The organism is Brevundimonas sp. P7753 (genome assembly GCF_013386595.1).
Classification (GTDB): Bacteria; Pseudomonadota; Alphaproteobacteria; order Caulobacterales; family Caulobacteraceae; genus Brevundimonas; species Brevundimonas bullata.
Genome location: NZ_JACARP010000031.1, coordinates 16,557 through 39,684 on the forward strand (window position 1 = coordinate 16,557; position 23,128 = coordinate 39,684).

Genomic DNA, 23,128 nt, shown 5'->3' on the forward strand with positions numbered 1-23,128 from the left:
GATTGCGGGATTATCGATGGGATCGACGCGCCTGAGGCGTCGGAGGGATCAGACTGGCGGCTGTCTTTGACATTCCCGCCCGCCGCCGCCCGCTCAGGGCCGTGGCCTCCACCGAGGCTCAAGCCGCTTCGTCCGCATGGGCGGTCGCGCGCGGCGCCCATTGCACCAATTGCACTGTTTTTTTCTGATCAGCGTGCAATCCGGCTTCGACGGAGCACAGACCCGGCCCCAGGCTCAAAGCAAGGCTGGCCTGATGTTAGATAAGGATTTTTGAGGAAATACAGATCCCTGGGGCGGGGCGCGCCATTTCCCTCGACTGAAGAAAATGGCGCGAGTGACGGGACTCGAACCCGCGACCTCCGGCGTGACAGGCCGGCACTCTAACCAACTGAGCTACACCCGCATTCCCCTCCGCGAGGAGGAGAAGAGGGCGATTAAGGGCGACTCACGACGCGGTCAAGCGCCGAACGTTCGCCCTGCTGAAAAAGGTCACGCGGCTCCATGACGGCGCACGGACGCACAGCGAGCGGGCTGATGATCGGAATAAAATGAGCGAGGGCGTCTTGGCGACGGGCGGGGCGCGCCATTTCCTTCGACTGAAGAAAATGGCGCGAGTGACGGGACTCGAACCCGCGACCTCCGGCGTGACAGGCCGGCACTCTAACCAACTGAGCTACACCCGCATTCCCCTCCGCGAGGAGGAGAAGAGGGCGATTAAGGGCGACTCATGATCCGGTCAAGCGCAATGTATGAAAGGGCTGAAAATAGCCGAGAATTCAGCTTCTAGCGCCCGCAGTCGAGGCCAGGGGCGTCGGGCGCCGCCTGCGCGCCCAGGCCCAGAGCCTTCTGCATGAAGATCACGTCGCGCCAGGCGTCGAACTTCCATCCGGCGGCGTGGAATACGCCGACATGTTCGAAGCCGGCTGCGGCGTGCAGGGCGATGGAGCCGGCGTTGGCGCTGTCGCCGATCACCGCCACCATCTGCCGCATTCCCATAGCCTCGCACGCGCCCAACAGGGCCTCCAGCAGGGCCTTGCCCACGCCGCGCCCGCGAAACGCCTCTGCCACATAGATCGAGTCCTCGACCATGTAGCGATAGGCGGCGCGCAGGCGGTAGGGCCCGGCGTAGGCGTAGCCCGCGACCTGACCGTCGATCTCGGCGGTCAGGACGGGCAGGCCCAGCCTCGCGGGCGCAGCCAGCCGCGCCCGCATCTCATCGACTGAGGGGACGTCCAGCTCGAACGTCCCCGTGCCGTGCAGCACGCTGTCGGCGTAGATGGCGCTGACAGCCGCCAGATCGGCTTCCGCAAACGGCCGAACGATCACGCCTTCTGCCAGCCCTTGTCCACGGCCCAGACGGCGAAGGCGTAGTCGTGGGCCACGTCCTTCAGATAGTCGAAGCGGCCCGACGAGCTGAAGTGACCCGCCGTCATGTTGATCTTCAGCAGGACCGGATTGCCCGATGTGGTCGCGGGCCGCAGCTTGGCCACCCACTTCTCCGGCTCCCAATAGGTGACGCGCGGGTCGGACAGGCCGCCGGTCGCCAGCACCGCCGGATAGGCCTTGGCCTCGATCTGGTCATAGGGGCTGTAGCTGTACATGTAGTCGTAGGCGGCGGCGTCCTCGATCGGATTGCCCCACTCGGGCCATTCCGGCGGCGTCAGCGGCAGGCTGGTGTCGCTCATGGTGTTGATCACGTCGACGAAGGGCACGCTGCCGATCACGCCGGCCCACAGGTCGGGCCGCATATTGGTGACGGCGCCCATCAGCAGACCGCCCGCCGACCCGCCCTGGGCCACGATCTTGCCCGCCTTCGCATAGTTGCGTTCGATCAGGTGCTCGGTGCAGGCGATGAAGTCGGTGAAGGTGTTCTTCTTGGTCATCCGCCGGGCGCTGAGGAACCAGTTCCAGCCCTTGTCCGAGCCGCCGCGGATGTGGGCGATGGCGTAGATGAAGCCGCGGTCCACCAGCGACAGTCGGTTGGTCGAGAAGCTGGCCGCCATGGGGATGCCGTAGGAGCCGTAGCCGTAGAGCAACAGGGGCGCCGAGCCGTCGACCGGCGTGTTCTTGCGGCGCAGCACCGTCACCGGCACCAGTTGGCCGTCCGAGGCCGGGGCGTTCAGCCGCTCGACCACATAGTCGGCGGGGTTATGGCCCGAGGGCACTTCCTGAACCTTGCGCAGGGTCCGCTCGCGCGTCTTCAGGTCGTAGTCATAGGTCGAGGTCGGCGTGGACGGCGAGTTGTAGCCATAGCGCATGACCGTGGTGTCGAACTCCGTCGCCCCGCCCAGCGAGAGGGCGTAGGCGGGCTCGTCCACGGCGATCTCATGCTCGGCGCCGGCCCGGTCGCGGATGACGATCTTCGTATTGGCGTCGGCCCGCTCCTGACGGCCCAGATAGTCCTTCACCAGGGCCACGCCCTCGATGAAGCGGCCCGGCGTGTGAGGGATCAGATCCTTCCAGTTGGCTCTGGCCGGGGCGTCGGTCGGCGCCTCGACCACCTTGAAGTCGATGGCGTCGTCGGCGTTGGTGCGGATCACCCAGCGGTCGCCCCAGTGGTCCAGATCATACAGGCGGCCGACGTGGCGCGGCTCGACCACCACGGGCGTCGCAGTCGGGTCCGAGCCCGGAATGATGCGGCCTTCCGAGGTTTCCTGATTGCCGATGCCGATGATGATGAAGGCGTCGTCCGAGGTGCGGCCGACGCTCTGGAACATGCCGTCGTCGGTTTCCTCATAGACCAGGGTGGTCTCGCCGCCGCGCGCCGGGCGGCGGAAGATCTTGTCCGGGCGGCCGTTGTTGTCGCGGTTGGTCCAGAAGATCCACTGGCTGTCCGGCGAGAAGGTGAAGTTCTCGGTCGCCGATTCGATGGGGTCGGGCAGGACCTCCCCGGTCGCCAGGTCCTTGACGTAGATCTTGAAGACCTCGGAGCCCTGCGCGTCCTCGGCATAGGCGAACAGGGCATGGTCGGGGCTGTGCTCCACCGCCGAGACCTCCGAATAGGCCTTGCCCTCGGCCAAGGCGTTGCAGTCCAGCAGGAGTTGAGGCGTCGGTACCTTGATGAAGCTCTTGGTCACTGGCTGGCCGTCGACCATCCAGGTCCCCTGGCGCTCGACCCGCATATAACGCGGATGCTGCTCGCCGGTGCGGTACTCGGTGAAATACTCCCAGGCGCCGTCGGCGGCGGGGACAGAGCTGTCGTCTTCCTTGATGCGGCCCTTCATCTCCTCGAACATCGCGGCCTGGAGCGGCAGGGTCGAGGCCATCATGGCCTCGCGATAGGCGTTCTCGGCGGTCAGGTGTTCCTTGACGTCGGCCTTGATCAGCGAGGGGTCGCGCAGCACGGCCTGCCAGTTGTCGTCCTTCATCCACTGATAGTCGTCGACGCGGACGCGGCCCAACTGCTCGATGCGGACGGGGACCTTCTTGGCGACGGGCGGTTGGGGCAGGGACATCGAGGCTCCGGTAGTCGAACGGGCGAGTGCAGGGGAGGCGGCGGCGAGGCCGACGGCGGCGGTCGAGGCGATCAGTTCGCGGCGATTCATCAATAGGCTCCCCAATGGTTCGGGCGGACCTTGTGCCCGCCGACGGGCGGCGTCAAATGGCGACATGATCTCTCAGGATGTTCCGCCCGCTCCGCCCGCCGCTGTCGCGCCCGCCCCGTGGGACCTGACCGTCGGCCTGATCAACGCCACGGTGCAGATCGACCAGCCTTTGGACCAGAGCACGCGAAAGGTCGGCACCGGCTTCCTGATTTCCGCCCCCCGACCTGACGGTACGCCGCGCGTGGTGCTGGTCACCGCCGCCCACGTCCTGAACGTCATGCCGAGTGCCGAGGCGCGCATCGGCTGGCGAACGCCCGAGGCAGACGGGGCCTGGAAGTTCACGCCCGCGAACCTGCCGATCCGCGATGCCGTGGGGGCGCCGCTATGGACGCAGCACCTCGAGCGCGACGTGGCGGTCATGGAGATCGCTGCGCCCGCCGCCTTCGCCCAGGCGGCTATCCCTCTGGGCTGGCTGGCGGACGAGAATACGTTCGACCAGTGGCGCGTGGGGCCGGGCGACGAACTGATGGCGCTGGGCTATCCTCATGGGCTGTCAGCCAACAAGGCGGGCTTTCCGATCCTGCGCCTGGGCCGGATCAGTTCCTGGCCGCTGACGCCGATCCGCCACTTCCCCATCTTCCTGCTGGATTTCGCGGTGTCCCAAGGCAACTCCGGCGGGCCGGTCTTCTGGACGCCCGCCGTGGACCGCCTGCCGGGCGCGCCGACGCCGGATCACCCCTACATCGCCGGAGTGTTGGTGCAGGAAGTTCAGGGCGGCGGCGAGGGGCTAGAACTGGGCGTCGTCGCCCACGCCCAGTATGTGCGCGAGGCGATTGCGCTGCTGGACGCACCCCGTCCCTAGAGCCCGGACGCGCACTCATAGCGGGCGCAGTATCGGCGGCGAAGTTCGGCGTCGGCGGCGTGTCGGTCGAACTGGTCCGCGCTGGCCGCCGCAAACCGCCTGCTCCAGGTTTCCTCGTCAAGCGGCCGGGTCGGCGGCATTTCAGGGAGCCCGACCTCGGCCAGCAGGCGTGCGGCGGCGACGGTGAAGATCGCCTGCGTCTTCTGACGATCCGGATACAGTTCGCCGATCCATTCCGTCACGACGGCGCGGCGGTCAGGCGGGAGATCCTCCAGCCCGAAACGCGCGAGAAGGGGTCTCCGAGAAGTCGTCCGTACCGCCCAGCGCTGCGCGGAAGCTTGCTGACCAGCGGTGGGCTCGGGGCCTGTCCAGGGGGCAGGTTTTGTGGACGGCGTCCTCGCCGACATGTGGAACGGGAGGCGGACCTGGATTCGGCTGGGTTCCGAAGTTCCGTCCCCCGTTCGCGGGGCGAGGACGCCGCGCTGGACCACACGCACGGCTTCGCGGCCAAAGCCCAGGTCGGCGGGCTTCTCCGACATGGCGGTGCAGGCTGACAGGGCGCCTGTGGGCAGGGCTTCACACTGCACAATGACGTGGCCCTCCGCCCGGATGATAGCGGCGAAACGCGGATAGTCGGCGGCCGTCGCAACGGGCGCGGAGACCCAGATGGGGTTCACCACCTTCGGGTCTTCGCCGGCTAAGGCGACGCTGATTAAAAGGGCGGCGATCAAGGGCATGAAGCTTCCTTCAGGCCGAAGCGTCGCACGCCCCCGCCGAACGTCAACCCGCCAGAGCTTCGGCGCTCAGCCCTTGCAGAAGCTCACCGCCCTGACCCACGGCGGCCAGGCGGCTGGAGACGTGGCCCAGGACGTTGGCGGCGTAGAGCTCGTAGAGGTCCAGTTTGCCTTGCAGCCAGACGGGATCGCCGTTCCCGGCGTCCAGGCGGGCCTTGGCGGCCAGAGCGCCCTTGGCCAGCATCCAGCCGCCGACCACGTCGCCCATCAGTTTCAGATAGGCGTCGGCGCCGGCCAGAACGTCGGCAGCCCGCGCTGCGTCGGCCTTGGCGTCCAGCAGCCACAGGGTGGCGTCCTCGACGGCCTCGATGGCCGTGGCGAGACGTTCGACCGGCTTGCCGACATAGAGGCGGTCGATGTCGATCAGGGTCGCCTTCATCTCGGCGATCAGACCGTGGGCCGACTCGCCGCCGTCCATCGACAGCTTGCGGCCTACCAGGTCCATGGCCTGGATGCCGTTGGTGCCTTCGTAGATCGGGGTGATGCGGGAGTCGCGGTAGTATTGGGCCGCGCCGGTCTCCTCGATGAAGCCCATGCCGCCGTGGACCTGGACGCCCAGCGAGGCGACTTCGCAGCCGATGTCGGTGGACCAGGCCTTGGCGATGGGGGTGAACAGGTCTTCGCGGCCCTTCCAGGCCTTGCGCTCGGCCTCGGTGGCGGCGTGCTTGGCCAGGTCGGCGGCGACGCCGGTGGACAGGCAGATGGCGCGAGCGGCGGCGATCTTGGCCTTCATGACGCCGAGGGTGCGGCGCACGTCGGGGTGGTCGAAGATGGGGGCGTTCTTCTCGCCGGTCCAGACGCTGCGGCCCTGACGGCGGTCCAGGGCATAGGCCAGGGCGTGCTGATAGGCGCGCTCGGCGATGCCGACGCCCTCGACGCCGACGGCCAGGCGGGCGGCGTTCATCATCACGAACATATGGGCCAGGCCCTCGTTCGGACGGCCGACCAGTTCGGCGCGAGCGCCCTCATAGGACATGACGCAGGTGGGCGACGCGTGGATGCCCAGCTTGTGCTCGACCCCGACCGGGTGGAAGGCGTTGCGTTCGCCCAGCGACCCGTCGGCGTTGACCGCGAACTTGGGCGTCAGGAACAGGCTGATGCCCTTGGGCCCGGCGGGGGCGTCGGGCAGGCGGGCCAGAACCAGGTGAATGATGTTGTCCGTGGCGTCGTGGTCGCCCCAGGTGATGAAGATCTTCTGGCCGTTCAGGGCATAGGTCCCGTCGCCGTTCGGCGTGGCCGTGGTGGTCAGGGCGCCCAGGTCCGAACCGGCGTGCGGCTCGGTCAGGACCATGGCCCCGGTCCATTCGCCGCTGACCAGCTTGGTCAGGTAGGTGGTCTTCTGGTGCTCGGTGCCGACGGCTTCCAGCGCCTCGATGGAGGCCAGGGACAGCATGGGGCAGAGGCCAAACGCCATGTTGGCGGCGTGGACGGTTTCATAGGCCGCCAGTTCCAGCGCCTTGGGCAGGGCCTGGCCGCCGGCCTCGACCGAGGCGGTCAGGCTGGTCCAGCCGCCTTCGGCGAACTGCTTGTAGGCGTCCACGAAGCCGGGGGCGGCGGTGACGGCGCCGTTGGCGTACTTGGCGCCGGCCAGATCGCCGGGGCGGTTCAGCGGGGCCAGCACCTGTTCCGAGAACTGACCGGCGGCCTCCAGCACCGCGCCCATGACGTCGGCGTCGTAGTCGGCGAAGGCGCCGGTGGCGGCGACCTGATCAATGCCGGCGACGGCTTCCAGGGCGAAGGCGAGGTCACGGACGGGGGCGCGGTAGCTCATGGCGGTCTCCAGGAATCTTCAACATGCTTCTGACGCCCCAGACGCGGATGATGCAAGGGCGCTTGGACTTTGGTCGAGGTTCCGCCAAGCTATGGACCTGTGCCGTCGCGGAAGGAAAGACCCATGGCCGAACCTCGGAACCGCTATTCGACCGTTTCCCTGATCCTGCACTGGGTTATCGCTGTGGCCGTCGTCGCGCAGGTGGCGCTGATCATGGCGCACGACGCAACCGAGGGGCCGCTGTCGCGCGAGTTCGTGCAGGTTCACAAGGCGGTCGGGCTGACCATCCTGGTTCTGACCCTGGGGCGAATCGGCTGGCGGCTGGCCAATCCCCTGATCGCCCTGCCGGTCGAGATGCCGAGGTGGGAGCGCAGCCTGGCGCGGACGACGCAGATCGCCTTCTACGTCGTGCTGCTGGCCATGCCGCTGACTGGCTGGCTGGCGTCGTCGGCGGGCGGTCGCGAGATCAGCTGGTTCGGCCTGTTCCAATGGCCGCTGCTGCCGGTCGGCGGCGGGCGCGAGGCGGCGGGCCAGTTTATGGACACGCATGAGATGGTGGCGAAGCTGCTCTATGTGCTGATCGTCCTGCACATCGCTGGGGCGCTGAAGCATCAGTTCATCAACCGGGACAATGTGCTGCACCGCATGATCCCCATGATCCCGCGCCGGCCATGACCGGCGACACTCCCGAAATCGCCGCCGAGGCGTTGAAGACCGGGCGGCTGGTCATGCTGCCGACCGAGACGGTCTATGGGTTAGCGGCGGACGCTTCGAATCCGCAGGCGGTGGCGCGCATCTTCGAGGCCAAGGGAAGACCGCGCTTCAACCCCTTGATCGCGCACGTCGCCAACGGCCTGGACGCCGAGAGCATCGCTGTCTTTGACGAGCGGGCGCGGGCGCTGGCGGAGGCCTTCTGGCCCGGCCCGCTGACCATCGTGGCCCCGGTGCGGGATCGGGAGCGGGTCTGTGATCTGGCGCGCGCCGGTCTAGACAGCGTGGCCGTGCGCGTGCCGGGCCATCCGCGCGCGCGGGCAGTGATCGCGGCCTTCGGCGGGGCCGTGGTCGCCCCCTCGGCCAACCGCTCGGGACGACCCAGTCCCACGACCTTCGACGACGCCATGGAGGAAACCGGCCAGTTCGTCGGCGCCGCGGTGGACGGCGGGCCGTGCGCGGTGGGCGTGGAGAGCACGGTCGTTTCGGTGCTGGACGGCGTGGTCGCCCTGCTGCGTCCCGGCTCGGTGACGCGTGAAGAGATCGAGGCCGTGGTCGGCCCGCTGGCCGAGAACGGGCAGGGGCATCGCTCGCCCGGACGGTTGGCCCTGCATTACGCCCCCGACGCCCCGGTTCGGATCGAGGCCGAATCTGCGAACGAGGGTGAAGTCCTGCTGGGCTTCGGTCCCGGCGTCGGCGAGGCGCGCTGGAGCCTGAGCCCGAACGGCGAATTGCGCGAAGCGGCGGCCAACCTGTTCCGCTTGCTGCGCGAAGCGGACCGGACCAAGCCTGTCGGCATCGCGGTGTCGCCGATCCCGCACAAGGGGTTGGGCGAGGCGATCAACGACCGGCTGCGTCGTGCGGCGGGGTTCGTCGGCTGATCGCCGTTGCACTGCGCTAAGAAAAAAAACAGTGCAATTGGTGCAATGAGCGGAGCGTCGCAGTTCTGGCTCTGAGTGACGGCGCTGGAGCCTGTGCGGGAGCCGGGGACCTGAGGCGGGCGGCGGCGAGTGGGAATGTCAAAGACCGTCTGAGGGCTGCAGTCTGGCCCACGCCGTGGCTCAGGCGAGCAAATGGCAGAGACGGGACGACGATCCCTTGTTTTACAGGGGATTGGCGCATCGCCTTGCGACAGCCAGGTCGCGACGGCGTGCGGTCTGCGGCGCGCGCGGCCTAGAGAAAACGGGCCTTCAGATCGACGCTGGAGGTCTGTCCGACCTGAGGCGCGCAGTTTTCGAGCCAATGCTCCGCCGCCCGACGCCCGCGCGATTTCAGGTCGTTGAGGAAGCTCCATTCCGTGTCGAACTTGGTCGACAGCGACAGGCTGCCCAGCCAGTCGTCGACCTCGATGGCGTGCATACGGACGGCGCGATGGCGGTCCTCGTTGCGGCTGAGTTTGCCGTCGGCGATCAGGTCCTGAACGAAGGCGACGGCGCGCAGTTCGGCGACCAGGGGGGCGTTGAACAGGATCTCGTTCAGCCGATCCATGATCTCGCCCGCCTCACGCGGAGCCTCGTCGCGGACGAAGGGGTTCAGCGGCAGCAGAAGGACATCGTCCGGCGTGTCGGCGTAGAACAGCGGCCACAGCGCCGGATTGGCCAGATAGCCGCCGTCCCAATAGGGCTCGCCCTCGATCTCGACCGCATGGAACAGGTGCGGTAGACAGGCCGAGGCCAGCAGGACGTCGGGCGTGATCTCGGCCGAGCGGAACAGGCGCGACCGGCCTGCGCGGACCGCCGTGGTCGAGACGATCAGTTGAATGTCCGAGCCTCGCACCGCCTCGAAGTCGACGGCGGCTTCCAGCACCCGTTTCAGCGGGTTCAGGTTGAAGGGGTTGAAGGAATAGGGGCTCATCGACATGGCCAGGGTCTCGCCCGCCTTCCACATCGGGCTGTCCTTGAGCCAGCCGGGCGTCAGGGCCTTGGACCAGATGGCGCTGTCGCCGAAGACGTTGCGGCCGCCAGATTGATTGACCTCGCGCCACAGCTTGTCCAGCGCGGCGCGGCCGCCCTCGGCGCCGGCCTGTTCCAGTCCGGTGATCAGTGCCGCGGCGTTCATCGCTCCCGCCGAGGCGGCAGTGACGGCGCGGATGTCGAGGATGTCCGACTCAAGCAGCCGATCCAGCACGCCCCACTGAAAGGCGCCGTGCGAGCCGCCGCCCTGAAGCGCGAGGCAGATGGGTTTGCGTTTCGTCGCCATACCTCACTCCGTCATCCCGGCTGTAGCGTAGCGAAGAGCCGGGATCGCCAGAAGCGCCGTCGCCGGAACAGTCGTGTCTGAGCGGTCCCGGATAACGGCGGCGCCGTTTCCGGGATGACGCATGAAAAGCTTTGGCGGCTTACTGAGCGGTCCAGCCGCCGTCGACCGAGAAGTGCGAGCCGTTGGCCGAGGCCCCGAGGTCTGACACCAGATAAAGGAAGAGGCCCGCCAGTTCGTCGGTCGTGACGAAGCGCTTGGTCGGCTGCGAGCCGAGGATGACGTTCTTCATCACGTCTTCGGGCGTCATGTCGCGCGTGCGGGCCTGATCCTCGATCTGTTTGGTGACGATGGGAGTTTCGACGAAGCCGGGGCAGATGGCGTTGCAGGTGATGTTCTGCTGGGCCAGCTCCAGCGCCACCGTCTTGGTGAAGCCGATCACGCCGTGCTTGGCGGCGACATAGGCCGACTTGAACGGGCTGGCGACCAGGCCGTGGGCCGAGGCGATGTTGACGATGCGCCCGCGCCCCTGGGCCTTCATGATCGGGATCGCAGCCTTGGTAGCGTAGAAGGTCGAGGACAGGTTGATCGAGATGATCTTCTCCCACGCGTCGGCGGGGAAGTTCTCAACGGCCTCGACGTGCTGGATGCCGGCGTTATTGACCAGGATGTCGAGGCGGCCCAGCTCACGGTGGGCCGTGGCGACCATGTCGGCGATCTGATCCGGCTGGGTCATGTCGGCGGGGTGGTAGAGGACGCGCACGCCGGTCTCGGCAGCGAGATCGGCGCGGGTCTGTTCGATGACGGCGGGATCGCCCAGGCCGTTCAGCACCACGTCGCCGCCGCATTGCGCGACGGCGCGGGCCAGCGCCAAGCCTATGCCGGAAGTCGAGCCGGAGACGACGGCGACCTGGCCCTTGAGATCGTTCATGGCGAACATGCGGTGAGAACCTGTGGAATAGCTATGCTGCAACGCAGCCTAACGGCAGTCGTTCAATCTGGCGATCAGGAATTTCCTTCCCTGATGAATATCCAGTCCGCCTCGGTCGAAAGCGCCTTGTCGAAGCGGTAGCCGTCGCGGTCGAAGGCCTTGAGATCCTCGGCTTTTTCGATGCGGTTCTCGATGGCGTAGCGGGCCATGGCGCCGCGCGCCTTCTTGGCGAAGAAGGAGATGATGCGGGCCTCGCCGTCCTTGCGCTCCTTGAAGTGGGGCGTGATGACCGGCAGCTTCAGCGCCTTGGCGTCGACGGCGCCGAAGTATTCCTGGCTGGCCAGGTTGACCAGGGTGCGGTCGGGCAGGGGGGCCGCGTCCTCGTTCAGGCGCAGCGAGATGCGCTCGCCCCAGAAGTCATAGAGGGTGGCGCCCCGCTTGGTCTTCAGTCGCGTGCCCATCTCCAGGCGGTAGGGCTGGATGGCGTCCAGCGGCCGCAGCAGGCCGTAGAAGCCCGAGAGGATACGCAGGTGATCCTGGGCCCAGGCCAGATCGGCTGGGGCCAGCGACCGAGCGTCGAGCCCGTCATAGACGTCGCCGGCGAAGGCGAAGACGGCCTGAAGCGCGCCCTCGGTCGTCTCGTTGTCGAAGGCCTGAAAGCGTTCGTAGTTCAGGTCGGCCAGGGCGTCGGAGATCGACATCAGGCGGCGCAGTTCGGCGCGGCTCAGCTTGCGCGTCACCTTGGCCAGTTCGGCGGTCTCGTCGGCGCAGCGGCGCGGCGTCGAGGGCACGTCGAGGGCAGGGGCCGTGAAGTCCAGCCGTTTGGCCGGGGACAGGACGATCAGCAAGGCGACATAGACTCCGAAGCATCGGGAAGCGGGCCTCATAGGCCCCTTCCGTGACGATTTGAACCGTCGGCGGCGTCACATGCGGTCGTGAGGCCTAGAAGAGGACCGCCGGGTTCATGATCCGCTGGGGGTCGATGGCCTGGCGGACGGCCTGCATGGTCGCGATTTCCAGCGGCGACTTGTAGCGTCGCGCCTCGTCGGTTTTGAGCCGTCCCAGGCCGTGTTCCGCCGAGATGGAGCCGTTGTAGCGGGCCACCACGTCGTGGACGATTTCGGAGCCTTCCATCCAGCGGGCGATGAAGGCGGGGACGTCCTCGCCCACGCCGGGGATCACGTCATAGTGAAGGTTGCCGTCGCCGACGTGGCCGAAGACCGAGACGCGGCAGCCGGGGTGGAATTTCTCGACCGCCGCCGTGGCCTCGTCGATGAAGTCGGCGATCTGGGAGACCGGGACCGAGACGTCGTGCTTCCAGCCGCCGCCCTCGGGCTTGAGGGCCGCCGAGTGTTCCTCGCGCAGACGCCAGAAGGCGGCCTTCTGGGCGTCATTCTGGGCGATGGCGGCGTCGATGATCAGACTCTCCTCGAAGGCGCCGGTCAGCAGCCGCTCCATGGCCGAATCGCCGCCGCCGGGCTCGCCTGAGGTCAGCTCGATCAGGACGTACCAGGGCGGGGTGGTCTCCAGCGGCTCGCGCGTGTCGGGAATGTTCTTGAGCACCAGGGCCATGCCCAGACGCTTCATCAACTCGAAGGCCTCGACCCCGCCGCCGGTCTCGGCCTTGGCGCGGGCCAGCAGGGCGACAGCGGCGTGGTGGCTTTCTAGACCGACGATGGCCGTGGCGCGGCTGCGCATGATGGGGAAGAGTTTCAGCGTCGCCGCCGTGACCACGCCGAGCGTGCCCTCGGCGCCGATGAACAACTGCTTCAGGTCATAGCCGGTGTTGTCCTTGCGCAGGCGCTTCAGACCGTTGAACACCTGACCGTCAGGCATGACGGCTTCGATGCCCAGCACCAGGTCGCGCATCATCCCGTAGCGCAGGACGGCGGTGCCGCCGGCGTTGGTCGAGATGACGCCGCCGATGGTGGCGGAGCCTTCGGCCGCAAGGCTAAGGGGGAAGAAGCGGTCCTTTTCCTTGGCCAGTTGCTGGGCCTCCAGCAGGGTGACTCCGGCCTCCAAGGTCATGGCGTCGTCGAGCGGGGTCACGTCGCGCACGGTCCGCAGCTTGCGCGTGGACAGCAGAACCTCGCCAAAGGGGATCTGGCCGCCGACCAGGCCGGTGCCGCCGCCTTGGGTGACGACCGCGACGCCGTGTCGGGCGCAGATCGCGACGGCTGTGGCGACTTCTGCGGTCGTGCGCGGCTGCAGCAGGATCGGGGTTTCGCCCGTCCAGCGCCCGCGCCATTCGGTCAGCCAGGGGGCCATGTCGTCGGCGTCCTGGGTCCAGGCGCCGGGCAGGGCGGCCTTGAGGTCTTCGATGGCGGCGGGCGTGGGGAGGGTCATATCCGCCTTGTGGCAAAAGGCGCGGCGTGGTGGAAGCGCAAAACCCTGCCTCCAGGCGCTCAATTCGCGGAGAAAACATGATTCCGGTCCCGGCTGTGGGCGTGGTCTGCCTGAAAGGCGACGAGGTCCTGCTGATCCGACGCGGCACGCCGCCGCGTCAGGGAGAATGGAGCCTGCCGGGCGGGCGACTGGAGCCTGGTGAACGGCTGGCCGATGCCGCGCTGCGTGAACTGCGCGAGGAGACGGGCGTGGAGGCCGAACTGATCGGTCTGATCGACGTGGTGGACGGCCTGTTTCCCGAGGCGGGGCGGCACTACGTCCTGATCGACTACGCCGCGCTGTGGACCGGCGGCGAGCCGACAGCAGGCGACGATGCCGCTGAGGCGGTCTTCTTGCCGTTCGAGGAGGCGCTGCGGCGGGTCGACTGGTCCGAGACGCGGAGGATCATCTGTCAGGCGCGGGCGATGGCGGCTGCCCATGGTGCGGGAGAGAGCGCGGGACAGGGCGCTGACGGCCTTGTCATCGCCGGTGAACCGGATTCGGTGGCGCGAGGGCGGGCCGACCGTTAAGCTCCGCGCTCAACCGGAGGGGCTTATGGATTTCTCGATTTTCTTCTTTGTGGTGTTCGCGGCCTTCGCGATCATCTTCCTGTTCAGCGTCATCAAGATCGTGCCGCAAGGCCGTGAATTCACGGTGGAACGCTTTGGCAAATACACCAAGACGCTGAAGCCCGGCATCAGCATCCTGACCCCCTTCGTTGAACGGGTCGGTCGGCGCATGAACATGATGGAGCAGGTCCTGGACGTGCCCCAGCAGGAAGTCATCACCAAGGACAACGCCATGGTGAAGGTCGACGCCATCGTCTTCATCCAGGTGATGGAGGCCTCGGCCGCCGCCTATCGCGTTGAAAACCTGCCCTACGCCATCACCCAGCTGTGCATGACCAACCTGCGCACCGTGGTCGGTTCGATGGAGCTGGACGAGGTCCTGTTCCAGCGCGACAGCATCAACTCGCGCCTGCTGACCGTCATCGACGCGGCGACCGAGCCATGGGGCGTCAAGGTCAACCGAATCGAGATCAAGGACCTGACCCCGCCCGCCGACATCACCAACGCCATGGCGCGTCAGATGAAGGCTGAGCGCGAGAAGCGCGCGGTGATCACCGAGGCCGAGGGCGAGAAGCAGGCCGCCATCGCCCGCGCCGAGGGCGCCAAGCAGTCGGCCATCCTCCAGGCCGAGGGCCGCCGCGAAGCCGCCTTCCGCGACGCCGAGGCGCGTGAGCGTGAAGCCGAGGCTGAGGCCAAGGCGACCGCCATGGTGTCGGAAGCCATCGCGCGGGGCGACGTCAACGCCATCAACTACTTCGTGGCCCAGAAATACGTCGAGGCCTTCGCCGAGCTGGCGCGCAATCCGACCGCCAAGACGGTCATCGTCCCGGCCGAGATGAGCGGTCTGGTCGGCACCATTGCAGGCCTGGGCGAACTGGTCGGTCTGGCCAAGGAGCAGCAGCAGGGCCGAACGGACGTTCGCCGCGAACCCCGTCAGGCCGCCGCGCCTTCGCCCGCCTCGACGCCGCCCGCCCGCACTGTCGCGCCGCGCCGTCCCGGCGGCGCGGTTCCGACCACGGAGTAGGTCATGGACTTCATCCAGAACCTCTATGCCAGCCAGCCCTTCTGGCTGTGGCTGGCCGTCGGCGTGGTCCTGCTGGCCATCGAGGCGGCGGCCTCGACCGAGTGGCTGCTGTGGCCGGCGGTCGCGGCGGGGGTCGTCGCCCTGATCACGGCGATTGCGCCGAACCTGGGCCTGCCGGTCGAGGCGGGGATTTTCGCCGCCCTGACCGTCATCGCCACCCTGGCGTCGCGGACCCTGATCAAACGGGTCAATCCTACCGATGAGCCGGACATCAACGACCGCGACCTGCGTCTGGTGGGCGAGCGGGCGCGGGTGGTCGAGGCCTTCGTCGACGGTCGCGGCCGGGTCTTCGTCTCGGGCGCCGAATGGCCGGCCGAGATCGAGGGCGCCGCCCCGCTGGCGGGCGAGAGCGTGGTGGTCGAATCAGTGGCCGGTCCGCGCTTGAAGGTGCGCGCGATCTGAGCCCCTCGGCCTAGCGGCGTCGCATCTCGTCTACGCCGCGATTCGCCAGTGTGTCGGCCCGTTCGTTCAGGACGTGGCCGGCGTGACCCTTGACCCAGTGCCATTTGACCTCGTGGCGGCTGCGGGCGTCATCGAGGCGGCGCCAGAGGTCGTCGTTCTTGACCGGCTTCTTGTCGGCGGTCTTCCAGCCGCGCGCCTTCCAGCCCCTTATCCACTCGGTAATGCCCTGCATGACGTATTTGCTGTCGGTATGCAGATCGACGCGGCAGGGGCGTTTCAGCACTTCCAGCGCGGCGATGGCGGCCATCAACTCCATGCGGTTGTTGGTGGTGTTGGGCTCGCCGCCCCAGATTTCCTTCTCGTGACCGCCGCCGGTTTGCAGAATGGCGCCCCAGCCGCCAGGGCCGGGATTGCCCTTGCAGGCGCCGTCGGTATGGATGATGACGTGATCAACGAGACTCATGGCCGCGTCCCTACAGCCTCCCTTGGCGCGCCGCCATCAGTCAGCCTATATGACGCACAACAATCAGTCGGACGGGACCGGATTTCTTCGGTTCCTTGAGGAGGTATCGCCATGGGCTCCATGAGCATCTGGCATTGGGCCATCGTCGTCGTCGTCGTGCTGGTCCTGTTCGGCGGACGCGGCAAGCTGTCCGGCATCATGGGCGACGCGGCCAAGGGCATTCGCGCCTTCAAGGACGGCCTGAAAGACGACACGGATTCCAAGGGGCCGAAGGACGGGGTGAGCTCGCTGCCGCGCACCGAGGCCGAAAAAGAAGACCTGAACCGCTGATCGCGTTCGCGGAGAGACGCTGAATCATGGGTGGTCTTGGCCCCGGAATCGGCGGGTTCGAAATCCTTGTCATCGGTCTGGTGGCCCTGCTTGTCGTGGGGCCAAAGGATTTGCCGATGCTGATGCGCAGGGTTGGCCAGTTCGTCGCCAAGGCGCGCGGCATGGCCAACGAATTCCGCGCCAGCTTCGACGAAATGGCGCGCCAGTCCGAGCTGGACGACCTGCGCAAGGAGGTCGAGGCGCTGCGGACGGGGCAGGGGATGCACCCGCTCGGCGCCGACGCCGAGGCCGCGTTCAAGGGCATCCGCAAGGACCTGGAGGCGCCGCTGGGCGTCCCGGCTCTGGCGACGTCTGCCATGGCGGACGCCGCCCCCGTCGCCACGGGCGTGGACGAATGGCCTGACGCCGTGCAGCCTGAGGCTGAACCCGTGCCTAAATCCGTGCTTGAGCCCGTCGCCGCTCCCAAGGCCAAGGCGGCTGCAAAGCCGAAGACGGCTCGTGCGCCGGCCAAGAGCGCCGCCAAGCCAGCCTCGAAGGTCAGTCCCCCCAAGACTGAGACTGCGGTCGTCAAGCCCAAGGCCGTGCGTAAGAAGAAGGTCGATCAATGACGTCGTTCGACCGGGACGAGGCCGAGATCGAGGCCTCGCGCGCGCCGCTGATGGATCACCTGATCGAGCTGCGCGGGCGGCTGCTGATCTGTGTCGTGGCCTTCATCGTGGCCTTCATCGGCTGTTTCGCCGTCGCCGATAAGCTCTATCTCTTCCTGGTTCAGCCCTATGTGGTGTCGGCGGCCTTCCATCAGACGGTGGGGGCCCACGGCCATGTCTCGCCGTTCGACCTGATCCTGGGGACGGCGCGCCTGATCCCGGTGCCTGCTGTCGATGATCAGAGCGTCAAGCTGATCTATACGGCGCCGCTGGAGTTCCTGTTCACCAAGATGAAGCTGGCGGGTCTGGGCGCGGTCATCATCGCCTTCCCGGTTCTGGCCTGGCAGCTGTATCGCTTCGTGGCGCCGGGCCTGTATCGCAATGAGAAGGGCGCCTTCCTGCCCTTCCTGATTGCGGCGCCGGTGCTGTTCCTGCTGGGCGCGGCCCTGGTCTATTTCGTCATGCTGCCCTTTGTCATGTGGTTCTCGCTGAGCCAGCAGATCATCGGGCAGGGCGTTTCGGCCGAACTGCTGCCCAAGGTGTCGGACTATCTGAATCTGGTGACGGCTCTGATCCTAGCCTTTGGCCTGTGCTTCCAGTTGCCGGTCGTCATGACCCTGTTGGGGCTGGCGGGCATGATCAGCTCCAAGGTCATGGCCCAGGGCCGTCGCTACGCCATCGTCGCCGTGGTGGTGGTGGCTGCTGTCGTCACCCCGCCGGACCCCATCAGCCAGCTGATGCTCGCCGTGCCCATGGTGCTGCTCTACGAGGTCTCGATCTGGTGCGTCCGCATCATCGAAATGCGCCGCAAGAAGGCGGACGCGGCTGAAGAGGCGACCGTCTAGAAAGAGACGCTCGTCGTCTGAGCGCTGACCGCCACGCGCCAGGCCTCAAGGCCGATTTCGAGATCCGCGATGAGGTCGGCGGGGTCTTCCAGGCCGACGTGCAGGCGCAGCAGTTGACCCGGCAGGTCGGGCCTATGCTGGCGATGGGCCAGTTGCGGCGTTTCGTGAGTAATCAGGCTTTCGAAGCCGCCCCAGGAATAGCCCATGCCGAACAGGCTGAGGGCCTTCATCAGGGCGTGAGCCGAGGCCTTGTCGCCGCCCTTCATGACCAGGCCCATCAGGGCGGCGCCGCCGGAATAGTCGCGCCGCCACAGGTCGTGGCCGACCGAGCCGGGCAGGGGCGGGTAGAGGACGCGCTCGATCTCAGGCCGGGCTTGCAGCCATTCGGCGACCTGAAGCGCAGATTTCAGCGCCTCGTTGTAGCGCAGGGGCAGGGTGCGCAGGCCCCGCAGCGCCAGCCAGGCGTCGTCGGGCGAGACGTGCCAGCCCATGTCCTCGATCGTATGCAGGATGGCGCGGGCGAGCCCCGCGTCCTGAACCGCAATGGCGCCCATCAGCAGGTCGGAATGGCCGGCGGCGTATTTGGTCACGGCCTGGACGCTGACGTCGACGCCATGTTCGAGCGGGCGGAAGGCGAGGCCTGCCGCCCAGGTGTTGTCCATCACCGTCAGCACGCCGCGCGCCTTGCAGGCGGCGGCCAGGGCGGGAACGTCGACCATCTCGAACGTCAGAGAGGATGGCGATTCGATCAGGAGCAGCCGGGTCTGTTCGCCGCAGAGCGAGAGGATCTCCGCGGTCGTGGCTTCTGCAGAATGAAACCGCGTGGCGATGCCTCGCGCGGCCAGGTGGCGGGTCAGGAAGCGGCGCGTGGGGCCATAGACGGCGTCGTTGGTCACGACTTCGTCGCCCGGGCGCAGCAGGGCCAGCAGGGGGACGGTGACGGCGGCGAGGCCCGATGGGACCAGGAAGGCGTCGCCGGCGCCCTCCAGATCGGCCAGGGCTGCGCGCAGTTCGCGGGCGGCGCTCGTCCCGTCCAGGCCATAGACCGGACCCGACGCCGAATCCTGCATGGAGGCCGGGTCGTCGCTGAGCATGGTGGAGGCGCGCTCGAGCGGAGGATTGACCGGCCGACGGCCCTGGCCGCGTCGCGTGGCGGAGGCGATCAGGCGGGTGCGGTCGGAAAGGCGCGGCATGAAGGCTCCGGCGGGTTGCGGTTCTGGCGTTAGAGGGCTCTAAAGAAGGCGGGGGCGCAAGCTGGAGAGGGTGCCGGAATGCGGACGTCGAAGGTCGTGACGGGAATATCGTTGGCGCTGCTGCTGGCGACGGGCGCCTGCGAGCGGCAGGCCAAGACCGATCAGGCCGAGGCGCCGACCCCCTCACGACCGACCGCGACCGCGATGCCGGACGACAGGGCCAGCCCCACCCTGGCGGCGATCAAGCAGCGCGGGCGCCTGAACTGCGGCGTCAATCAGGGACTGGTCGGGTTCGCCTATACGGATAATCGCGGCGCCTGGCGCGGCTTTGACGTCGACTTCTGTCGGGCCACGGCGGCGGCGATCTTTGGCGATCCTGATGCTGTGCGATTCGTGCCGCTGACCGCCGAACTGAGGTTCGAGGCTCTGCGCGACGGGCGGGTGGACGTCCTGTGGCGCAATACGTCCTGGACCATGAGCCGCGACACCGGCGGCGAGCTGAGCTTCGCCGGGATCAACTATTACGACGGTCAGGGCTTTCTGGTGCGCCGCGCACTGAACCTGAACAGCGCGGCTGAACTGAACGGCGCGCGCATCTGCGTCCAGACCGGCTCGACCACCGAGCTGAACGTCGAGGATTATTTCCGTACGCGCGGGATCGAGTTCCGTCCGGTCATGGTCAAGACCGAGGAAGAGGCGCGCCAGGCCTATGCGCGCGAGGAATGCGACGCCTTCACCGCCGATATCTCGGCCCTGGCGGCGGCGCGAACGACCCTGGCCAATCCGCAGCAGCACGCCATTCTGCCGGACGTCATCTCCAAGGAGCCTTTGGGGCCGGTCGTGCGCCAGGGTGACGACCAGTGGACGGCGGTGATCCGCTGGACCTTGAACGCCTTGATCCTCGGCGAAGAGCTGGGCGTGACCAAGTCCAATGTGGCGGGCCTGGCGCGCGACAGTCAGGAACCGCGCATCCGGCGCCTGTTGGGCGAGGACGGCGAGTTCGGGCCGTCGATCGGCCTGCCGCGGAGCTGGGCGCGGGACGCCATCGCGGCGGGCGGCAACTATGGCGAGATTTTCGAGCGGAACCTTGGCCAGCAATCAGCGCTGAATCTGGCCAGGGGGCTGAACGCGCAATGGAGCGCGCGGCCCGGCGGCCTGATCTACGCCCTGCCGATCCGATAGGGCTCAAAAGGCCGACCGAACGGGGGACGCATGACCACGACGACGAGAAAAGCCCTTCCACTTCATGTGCTGATGTTGATCGGCTTTCTGGTCGGACTGTCGGGCGGTCTGGCGGTCAATCTGACCATCGGCGGCGATACGCCCTGGGTTCAGTGGCTGACGTCGAACATCACAGGCCCGGCGGGGCAGATCTTCCTGCGGCTGCTGTTCATGCTGGTGCTGCCGCTGCTGTTTTCGGCCCTGGTGGTCGGCGTGGCCGAGATGGGCGATCTGAAGACCCTGGGGCGGGCCGGGACGAAGAGCCTGCTGTTCACGGTCTTCATCTCAGCCATCGCCGTCATCATCGGTTTGGTCATGGTCAATGTCTTCCGCCCCGGCGACGGCGTGGACCCGGCGCTGGCCCAGCAATTGCTGGAGCAGGGGCGCAGCGGCGCAGCCTCCATCGTCAGCAGCGCGCCGGACTCGGTTGGGGCCGGGGACTTCTTCCTCGACCTGGTGCCGTCCAATGTCTTCACGGCGGCGGCGCAGAACGAAATCCTGCCGGTCATGGTCTTCGCCCTGTTGTTCGGCATCGGCCTGGTGATGACCAAGAGCCCGGCGACGGATCGCTTGCAACAGACCATCGAGGGTCTGTTCGAGGTGATGATGAAGCTCATCAACCTGGTCATCCGACTGGCGCCCATCGCCATTGCCTGCCTGATGTTCAATCTGGCCGCCCTGTTCGGTTGGGAGCTGCTGGTGAGACTGGCGGCCTTCGTCGGTGTCGCCGTGGGGGCCATGGCGATCCATATGTTCGTGGTCTATCCGATCTGCATCGCCACGATGGGCGGCATGTCGCCGCTGAAGTTCTTTCGCGATATTCGCGAGGCCATGGTGGTGTCCTTCTCGACCGCCTCGTCCAACGCCAGCCTGCCGGTGTCGCTGCGAGTGGCCGAGCAGAACCTGGGCCTGCCGCGCAAGATCGCCCGCTTTGTTCTGACGGTCGGGGCGACGGCCAATCAGAACGGCACGGCCCTGTTCGAAGGGGTGACGGTGCTGTTCCTGGCGCAGTTCTTCGGCGTGGATCTGAGCCTGGGTCAGCAGTTCATCGTCATGCTGGTCTGTATCCTGGGCGGGGTCGGCACGGCGGGCGTGCCGGCGGGCAGCTTGCCGGTCATCGCCATGATCCTGGCCATGGTGGGCGTGCCGCCGGAAGGGATCGGTCTGATCCTGGGCGTCGACCGCTTCCTGGACATGTGCCGGACAACGCTGAACGTGACGGGCGATCTGGTCGTGGCGACCGTGGTGTCGCGCGGTGAAGAGGATACGGACGCGGCGGCCCCGGCTGCGGCTTGAGGGTTCTAGCCGACCTCTATGGGGGTGTCTGTGCGTGCCCCCCATTCGGCCCATGAGCCGTCATAGAGCTGTGACGCGCGGCCCAGTTCCGCCAGACCCAGGGTCAGGATGGCGGCGGTCACGCCAGAGCCGCAGCTGGTGATGATGGGTCGATCCAGATCGACGCCAGCGTCGCAGAAGGCGGCTTCGAGCGCGGTGCCGCGTTTCAGTGTGCCGTCCGCGTTCAGCAATCGGCTGAAGGGCAGGTTGAGCGCGTCGGGCATGTGGCCGGAGCGAACCCCTGGGCGGGGTTCGGCGGCTTCGCCTCGGAAACGCGGAGCCCCGCGCGCGTCCACGACCTGAACCTCGTCGGCTAACGCCTGACGGACCTGATCCAGATTGACGACGCTCTCGGCATTCAAGGCCGCGTCAAAGGCCGAGGCCTTGCGGGGAGCGACAGAACCGTGTTCCAGAGGCCGCCCCTCGGCGCGCCATTTCGGCAGGCCGCCGTCCAGCACGCGGACTCGCTGCGCGCCCATGGTCCGCAGCGTCCACCAGACGCGAGCGGCCGAGAACAGGCCCTGAGCGTCATAGATTACGATGTCGTCGCTCTCGCTGATCCCCATCTCGCCCATGGCCTGGGCAAACGCCTGGGGCGTCGGCAGCATGTGCGGGTAGGGGCTGGCTGGGTCGGAGACGGCCTCGATGTCGAAGAAGACCGCGCCGGGCAGGCGCTCGGCCTCGAAGTCTGCTCGGGCGTCGCGTCCGTCCAACCACCAGCTGGCGTCGATGATCCGCAAGTCGGGCGCGCCGAGGAGATCGGCCAGGGCCGGGGTCGAGATTAGAGGGCTGTCCGAGGGCGTGTTCATGGCGGCACGATAACACAGGCTGTTCAGCCATGTGGTCAGGGGATGAGTCGCCCTGTAGGTTGCGAAGCTGAGGGTTCGACGCCACCTGTCGGACGCAAAGTTGCGCCACAAACCGCGACTTTATCGATTCAAACAGCCGAAAGCGCCGCCGTGAACCGTCCCAACGCCGTCATCGAACTGTCCGCTGGCCTGAAGAAGCCCGTCGTGATCGGGGGCGGTCGCCGTATCGTCTTCATCGCGGGCCCCTGCCAGATGGAAAGCCGCCAGCACGCGCTTGAGACGGCGCATCGGTTGAAGGAGATCGGCGAGCGGCTGAACGTCGGCATTATCTACAAGACCAGCTTCGACAAGGCGAACCGCACCAGCGCCACCGCCGCGCGCGGCATCGGCCTGAAGGACGCCCTGCCGATCTTTGCTGAAATCCGTGAAGTCACCGGCCTGCCGACCCTGACCGACGTTCACTCCGAGGCCCAGTGCGAAGGCGTGGCCGAGGCCGTCGACGTGCTGCAGATCCCGGCCTTCCTGTCGCGCCAGACCGACCTGCTGCTGGCCGCCGCCGCCACGGGCAAGGCGATCAACATCAAGAAGGGGCAGTTCCTGGCCCCCTGGGACATGAAGAACGTCATCGCCAAGGTGGTCGGCGCGGGCAACCCTAACGTCATGGCCTGCGAGCGCGGCGCCAGCTTCGGCTACAACACCCTGGTCAGCGACATGCGGTCCCTGCCGATCATGCGCGAGATCGGCTGTCCCGTCGTGTTCGATGCGACCCACAGCGTGCAGCAGCCCGGTGGGCAGGGCACGTCCTCGGGCGGTCAACGCGAGTTCGTGCCGATTCTGGCGCGCGCCGCCGTGGCCGTAGGCGTGGACGCCGTCTTTCTGGAGACGCACGAGGACCCCGACAACGCTCCGTCGGACGGCCCCAACATGGTGCCGCTGGACCAGTTCGAGGCCCTGGCCGCTGAACTGATCGCTTTCGACGACCTGGCCATCAAGGTCGGCGCCAAGGCGCCGATGGCGAACCGGGCGTGAATCCGG

23 protein-coding genes and 2 tRNA genes are annotated in these 23,128 nt (G+C 67.3%); 12 read left to right on the top strand and 13 right to left on the bottom strand.

Features of this window, described 5'->3' with window-relative positions; translation table 11 throughout:
• Positions 1-326: 326 nt before the first annotated feature.
• The 4 genes from HX774_RS06980 to HX774_RS06995 all read right to left on the bottom strand — a co-directional run bounded on the left by HX774_RS06980 (position 327) and on the right by HX774_RS06995 (position 3,545).
• Positions 327-403 (bottom strand) — tRNA-Asp (locus tag HX774_RS06980).
• A 203-nt stretch (positions 404-606) separates the two neighbouring features.
• Positions 607-683, bottom strand: a tRNA-Asp gene (locus tag HX774_RS06985).
• A 100-nt stretch (positions 684-783) separates the two neighbouring features.
• Positions 784-1,326, bottom strand: coding sequence for a GNAT family N-acetyltransferase (locus tag HX774_RS06990; RefSeq protein ID WP_178825439.1), 543 nt, complete (start codon positions 1,324-1,326; stop codon positions 784-786).
• Entirely contained in the window at positions 1,323-3,545 is a 2,223-nt protein-coding gene (locus HX774_RS06995; RefSeq protein ID WP_178825441.1) for a S9 family peptidase, read from the bottom strand. Before HX774_RS06995 ends, HX774_RS06990 begins: the two co-directional genes overlap by 4 nt.
• Positions 3,546-3,609: 64 nt before the next feature.
• Here HX774_RS06995 and HX774_RS07000 point away from each other — a divergent pair, with 64 nt between their 5' ends.
• Positions 3,610-4,407 carry a serine protease gene (locus HX774_RS07000; RefSeq protein WP_178825443.1) on the top strand — a complete coding sequence of 266 codons (798 nt, stop codon included), beginning with the start codon at positions 3,610-3,612 and terminating at the stop codon, positions 4,405-4,407.
• On the opposite strand, the gene HX774_RS07005 is transcribed toward HX774_RS07000, so the two are convergent.
• Both HX774_RS07005 and HX774_RS07010 read right to left on the bottom strand, forming a co-directional pair.
• Positions 4,404-5,138 carry an energy transducer TonB gene (locus HX774_RS07005; protein WP_178825445.1) on the bottom strand — a complete coding sequence of 245 codons (735 nt, stop codon included), beginning with the start codon at positions 5,136-5,138 and terminating at the stop codon, positions 4,404-4,406. The genes HX774_RS07000 and HX774_RS07005 overlap by 4 nt on opposite strands.
• A 49-nt stretch (positions 5,139-5,187) precedes the next feature.
• Positions 5,188-6,972: an acyl-CoA dehydrogenase gene (locus HX774_RS07010; RefSeq protein ID WP_178825447.1), complete on the bottom strand. Its 1,785-nt coding sequence runs from the start codon at positions 6,970-6,972 to the stop codon at positions 5,188-5,190.
• 123 nt (positions 6,973-7,095) lie between these two features.
• Between HX774_RS07010 and HX774_RS07015 the strand changes: the two genes are divergently transcribed.
• Together HX774_RS07015 and HX774_RS07020 are read left to right on the top strand one after the other, a co-directional pair.
• Positions 7,096-7,647 carry a cytochrome b gene (locus HX774_RS07015; RefSeq protein WP_178825449.1) on the top strand — a complete coding sequence of 184 codons (552 nt, stop codon included), beginning with the start codon at positions 7,096-7,098 and terminating at the stop codon, positions 7,645-7,647.
• Positions 7,644-8,564: an L-threonylcarbamoyladenylate synthase gene (locus HX774_RS07020; protein WP_178825451.1), complete on the top strand. Its 921-nt coding sequence runs from the start codon at positions 7,644-7,646 to the stop codon at positions 8,562-8,564. The genes HX774_RS07015 and HX774_RS07020 overlap by 4 nt, the downstream gene beginning before the upstream one ends.
• A gap of 292 nt (positions 8,565-8,856) precedes the next feature.
• Here the strand turns inward: HX774_RS07020 and HX774_RS07025 are convergent, their stop codons facing one another.
• The 4 genes from HX774_RS07025 to HX774_RS07040 form a co-directional block, all read right to left on the bottom strand.
• Positions 8,857-9,882: a patatin-like phospholipase family protein gene (locus HX774_RS07025; protein ID WP_178825453.1), complete on the bottom strand. Its 1,026-nt coding sequence runs from the start codon at positions 9,880-9,882 to the stop codon at positions 8,857-8,859.
• A gap of 139 nt (positions 9,883-10,021) precedes the next feature.
• Positions 10,022-10,819, bottom strand: a complete 798-nt coding sequence (locus tag HX774_RS07030; RefSeq protein ID WP_178825455.1) for a 3-hydroxybutyrate dehydrogenase — start codon at positions 10,817-10,819, stop codon at positions 10,022-10,024.
• 65 nt (positions 10,820-10,884) lie between these two features.
• The gene (yaaA, locus tag HX774_RS07035; protein ID WP_178825541.1) at positions 10,885-11,658 is read right to left on the bottom strand and encodes a peroxide stress protein YaaA; all 774 of its coding nucleotides are present in this window, start codon (positions 11,656-11,658) and stop codon (positions 10,885-10,887) included.
• Between the two features lie 94 nt (positions 11,659-11,752).
• Positions 11,753-13,156 (bottom strand): FAD-binding oxidoreductase, encoded by a 1,404-nt coding sequence (locus HX774_RS07040; RefSeq protein ID WP_178825458.1) that lies wholly within the window; start codon positions 13,154-13,156, stop codon positions 11,753-11,755.
• Between the two features lie 77 nt (positions 13,157-13,233).
• Between HX774_RS07040 and HX774_RS07045 the strand changes: the two genes are divergently transcribed.
• The 3 genes from HX774_RS07045 to HX774_RS07055 are packed head-to-tail and all read left to right on the top strand — an operon-like array spanning position 13,234 to position 15,250.
• Entirely contained in the window at positions 13,234-13,725 is a 492-nt protein-coding gene (locus HX774_RS07045; RefSeq protein WP_178825460.1) for an NUDIX hydrolase, read from the top strand.
• 25 nt (positions 13,726-13,750) lie between these two features.
• Complete coding sequence (locus HX774_RS07050) at positions 13,751-14,788, top strand: SPFH domain-containing protein (protein ID WP_114817399.1); 1,038 nt, start codon at positions 13,751-13,753, stop codon at positions 14,786-14,788.
• A 3-nt stretch (positions 14,789-14,791) separates the two neighbouring features.
• Positions 14,792-15,250, top strand: a complete 459-nt coding sequence (locus HX774_RS07055; RefSeq protein WP_178825462.1) for an NfeD family protein — start codon at positions 14,792-14,794, stop codon at positions 15,248-15,250.
• 10 nt (positions 15,251-15,260) lie between these two features.
• On the opposite strand, the gene rnhA is transcribed toward HX774_RS07055, so the two are convergent.
• Complete coding sequence (gene rnhA / locus HX774_RS07060) at positions 15,261-15,713, bottom strand: ribonuclease HI (RefSeq protein ID WP_178825463.1); 453 nt, start codon at positions 15,711-15,713, stop codon at positions 15,261-15,263.
• Between the two features lie 111 nt (positions 15,714-15,824).
• Here rnhA and HX774_RS07065 point away from each other — a divergent pair, with 111 nt between their 5' ends.
• From HX774_RS07065 to tatC, 3 genes are read left to right on the top strand one after another with little or no spacing between them, the layout of a single operon-like run.
• The gene (locus HX774_RS07065) at positions 15,825-16,043 is read left to right on the top strand and encodes a twin-arginine translocase TatA/TatE family subunit (protein ID WP_114817396.1); all 219 of its coding nucleotides are present in this window, start codon (positions 15,825-15,827) and stop codon (positions 16,041-16,043) included.
• A 26-nt stretch (positions 16,044-16,069) separates the two neighbouring features.
• Entirely contained in the window at positions 16,070-16,651 is a 582-nt protein-coding gene (tatB, locus tag HX774_RS07070) for a Sec-independent protein translocase protein TatB (RefSeq protein ID WP_178825465.1), read from the top strand.
• Positions 16,648-17,535, top strand: coding sequence for a twin-arginine translocase subunit TatC (gene tatC / locus HX774_RS07075; RefSeq protein WP_114817394.1), 888 nt, complete (start codon positions 16,648-16,650; stop codon positions 17,533-17,535). Before tatB ends, tatC begins: the two co-directional genes overlap by 4 nt.
• On the opposite strand, the gene metC is transcribed toward tatC, so the two are convergent.
• Positions 17,532-18,728: a cystathionine beta-lyase gene (gene metC, locus HX774_RS07080; protein WP_178825467.1), complete on the bottom strand. Its 1,197-nt coding sequence runs from the start codon at positions 18,726-18,728 to the stop codon at positions 17,532-17,534. The two genes, tatC and metC, sit on opposite strands and share 4 nt — an antisense overlap.
• Before the next feature lie 78 nt (positions 18,729-18,806).
• Here metC and HX774_RS07085 point away from each other — a divergent pair, with 78 nt between their 5' ends.
• Positions 18,807-19,910: an amino acid ABC transporter substrate-binding protein gene (locus HX774_RS07085; protein ID WP_178825469.1), complete on the top strand. Its 1,104-nt coding sequence runs from the start codon at positions 18,807-18,809 to the stop codon at positions 19,908-19,910.
• Positions 19,911-19,940: 30 nt separating this feature from the next.
• Positions 19,941-21,245 carry a dicarboxylate/amino acid:cation symporter gene (locus HX774_RS07090; protein ID WP_178825471.1) on the top strand — a complete coding sequence of 435 codons (1,305 nt, stop codon included), beginning with the start codon at positions 19,941-19,943 and terminating at the stop codon, positions 21,243-21,245.
• Positions 21,246-21,250: 5 nt separating this feature from the next.
• On the opposite strand, the gene sseA is transcribed toward HX774_RS07090, so the two are convergent.
• A complete protein-coding gene (sseA, locus tag HX774_RS07095) occupies positions 21,251-22,093 on the bottom strand; it encodes a 3-mercaptopyruvate sulfurtransferase (RefSeq protein ID WP_178825473.1) in 843 nt (280 codons plus the stop codon).
• Positions 22,094-22,243: 150 nt separating this feature from the next.
• Here sseA and kdsA point away from each other — a divergent pair, with 150 nt between their 5' ends.
• Entirely contained in the window at positions 22,244-23,122 is an 879-nt protein-coding gene (gene kdsA / locus HX774_RS07100; protein ID WP_178825475.1) for a 3-deoxy-8-phosphooctulonate synthase, read from the top strand.
• Positions 23,123-23,128: the final 6 nt, after the last annotated feature.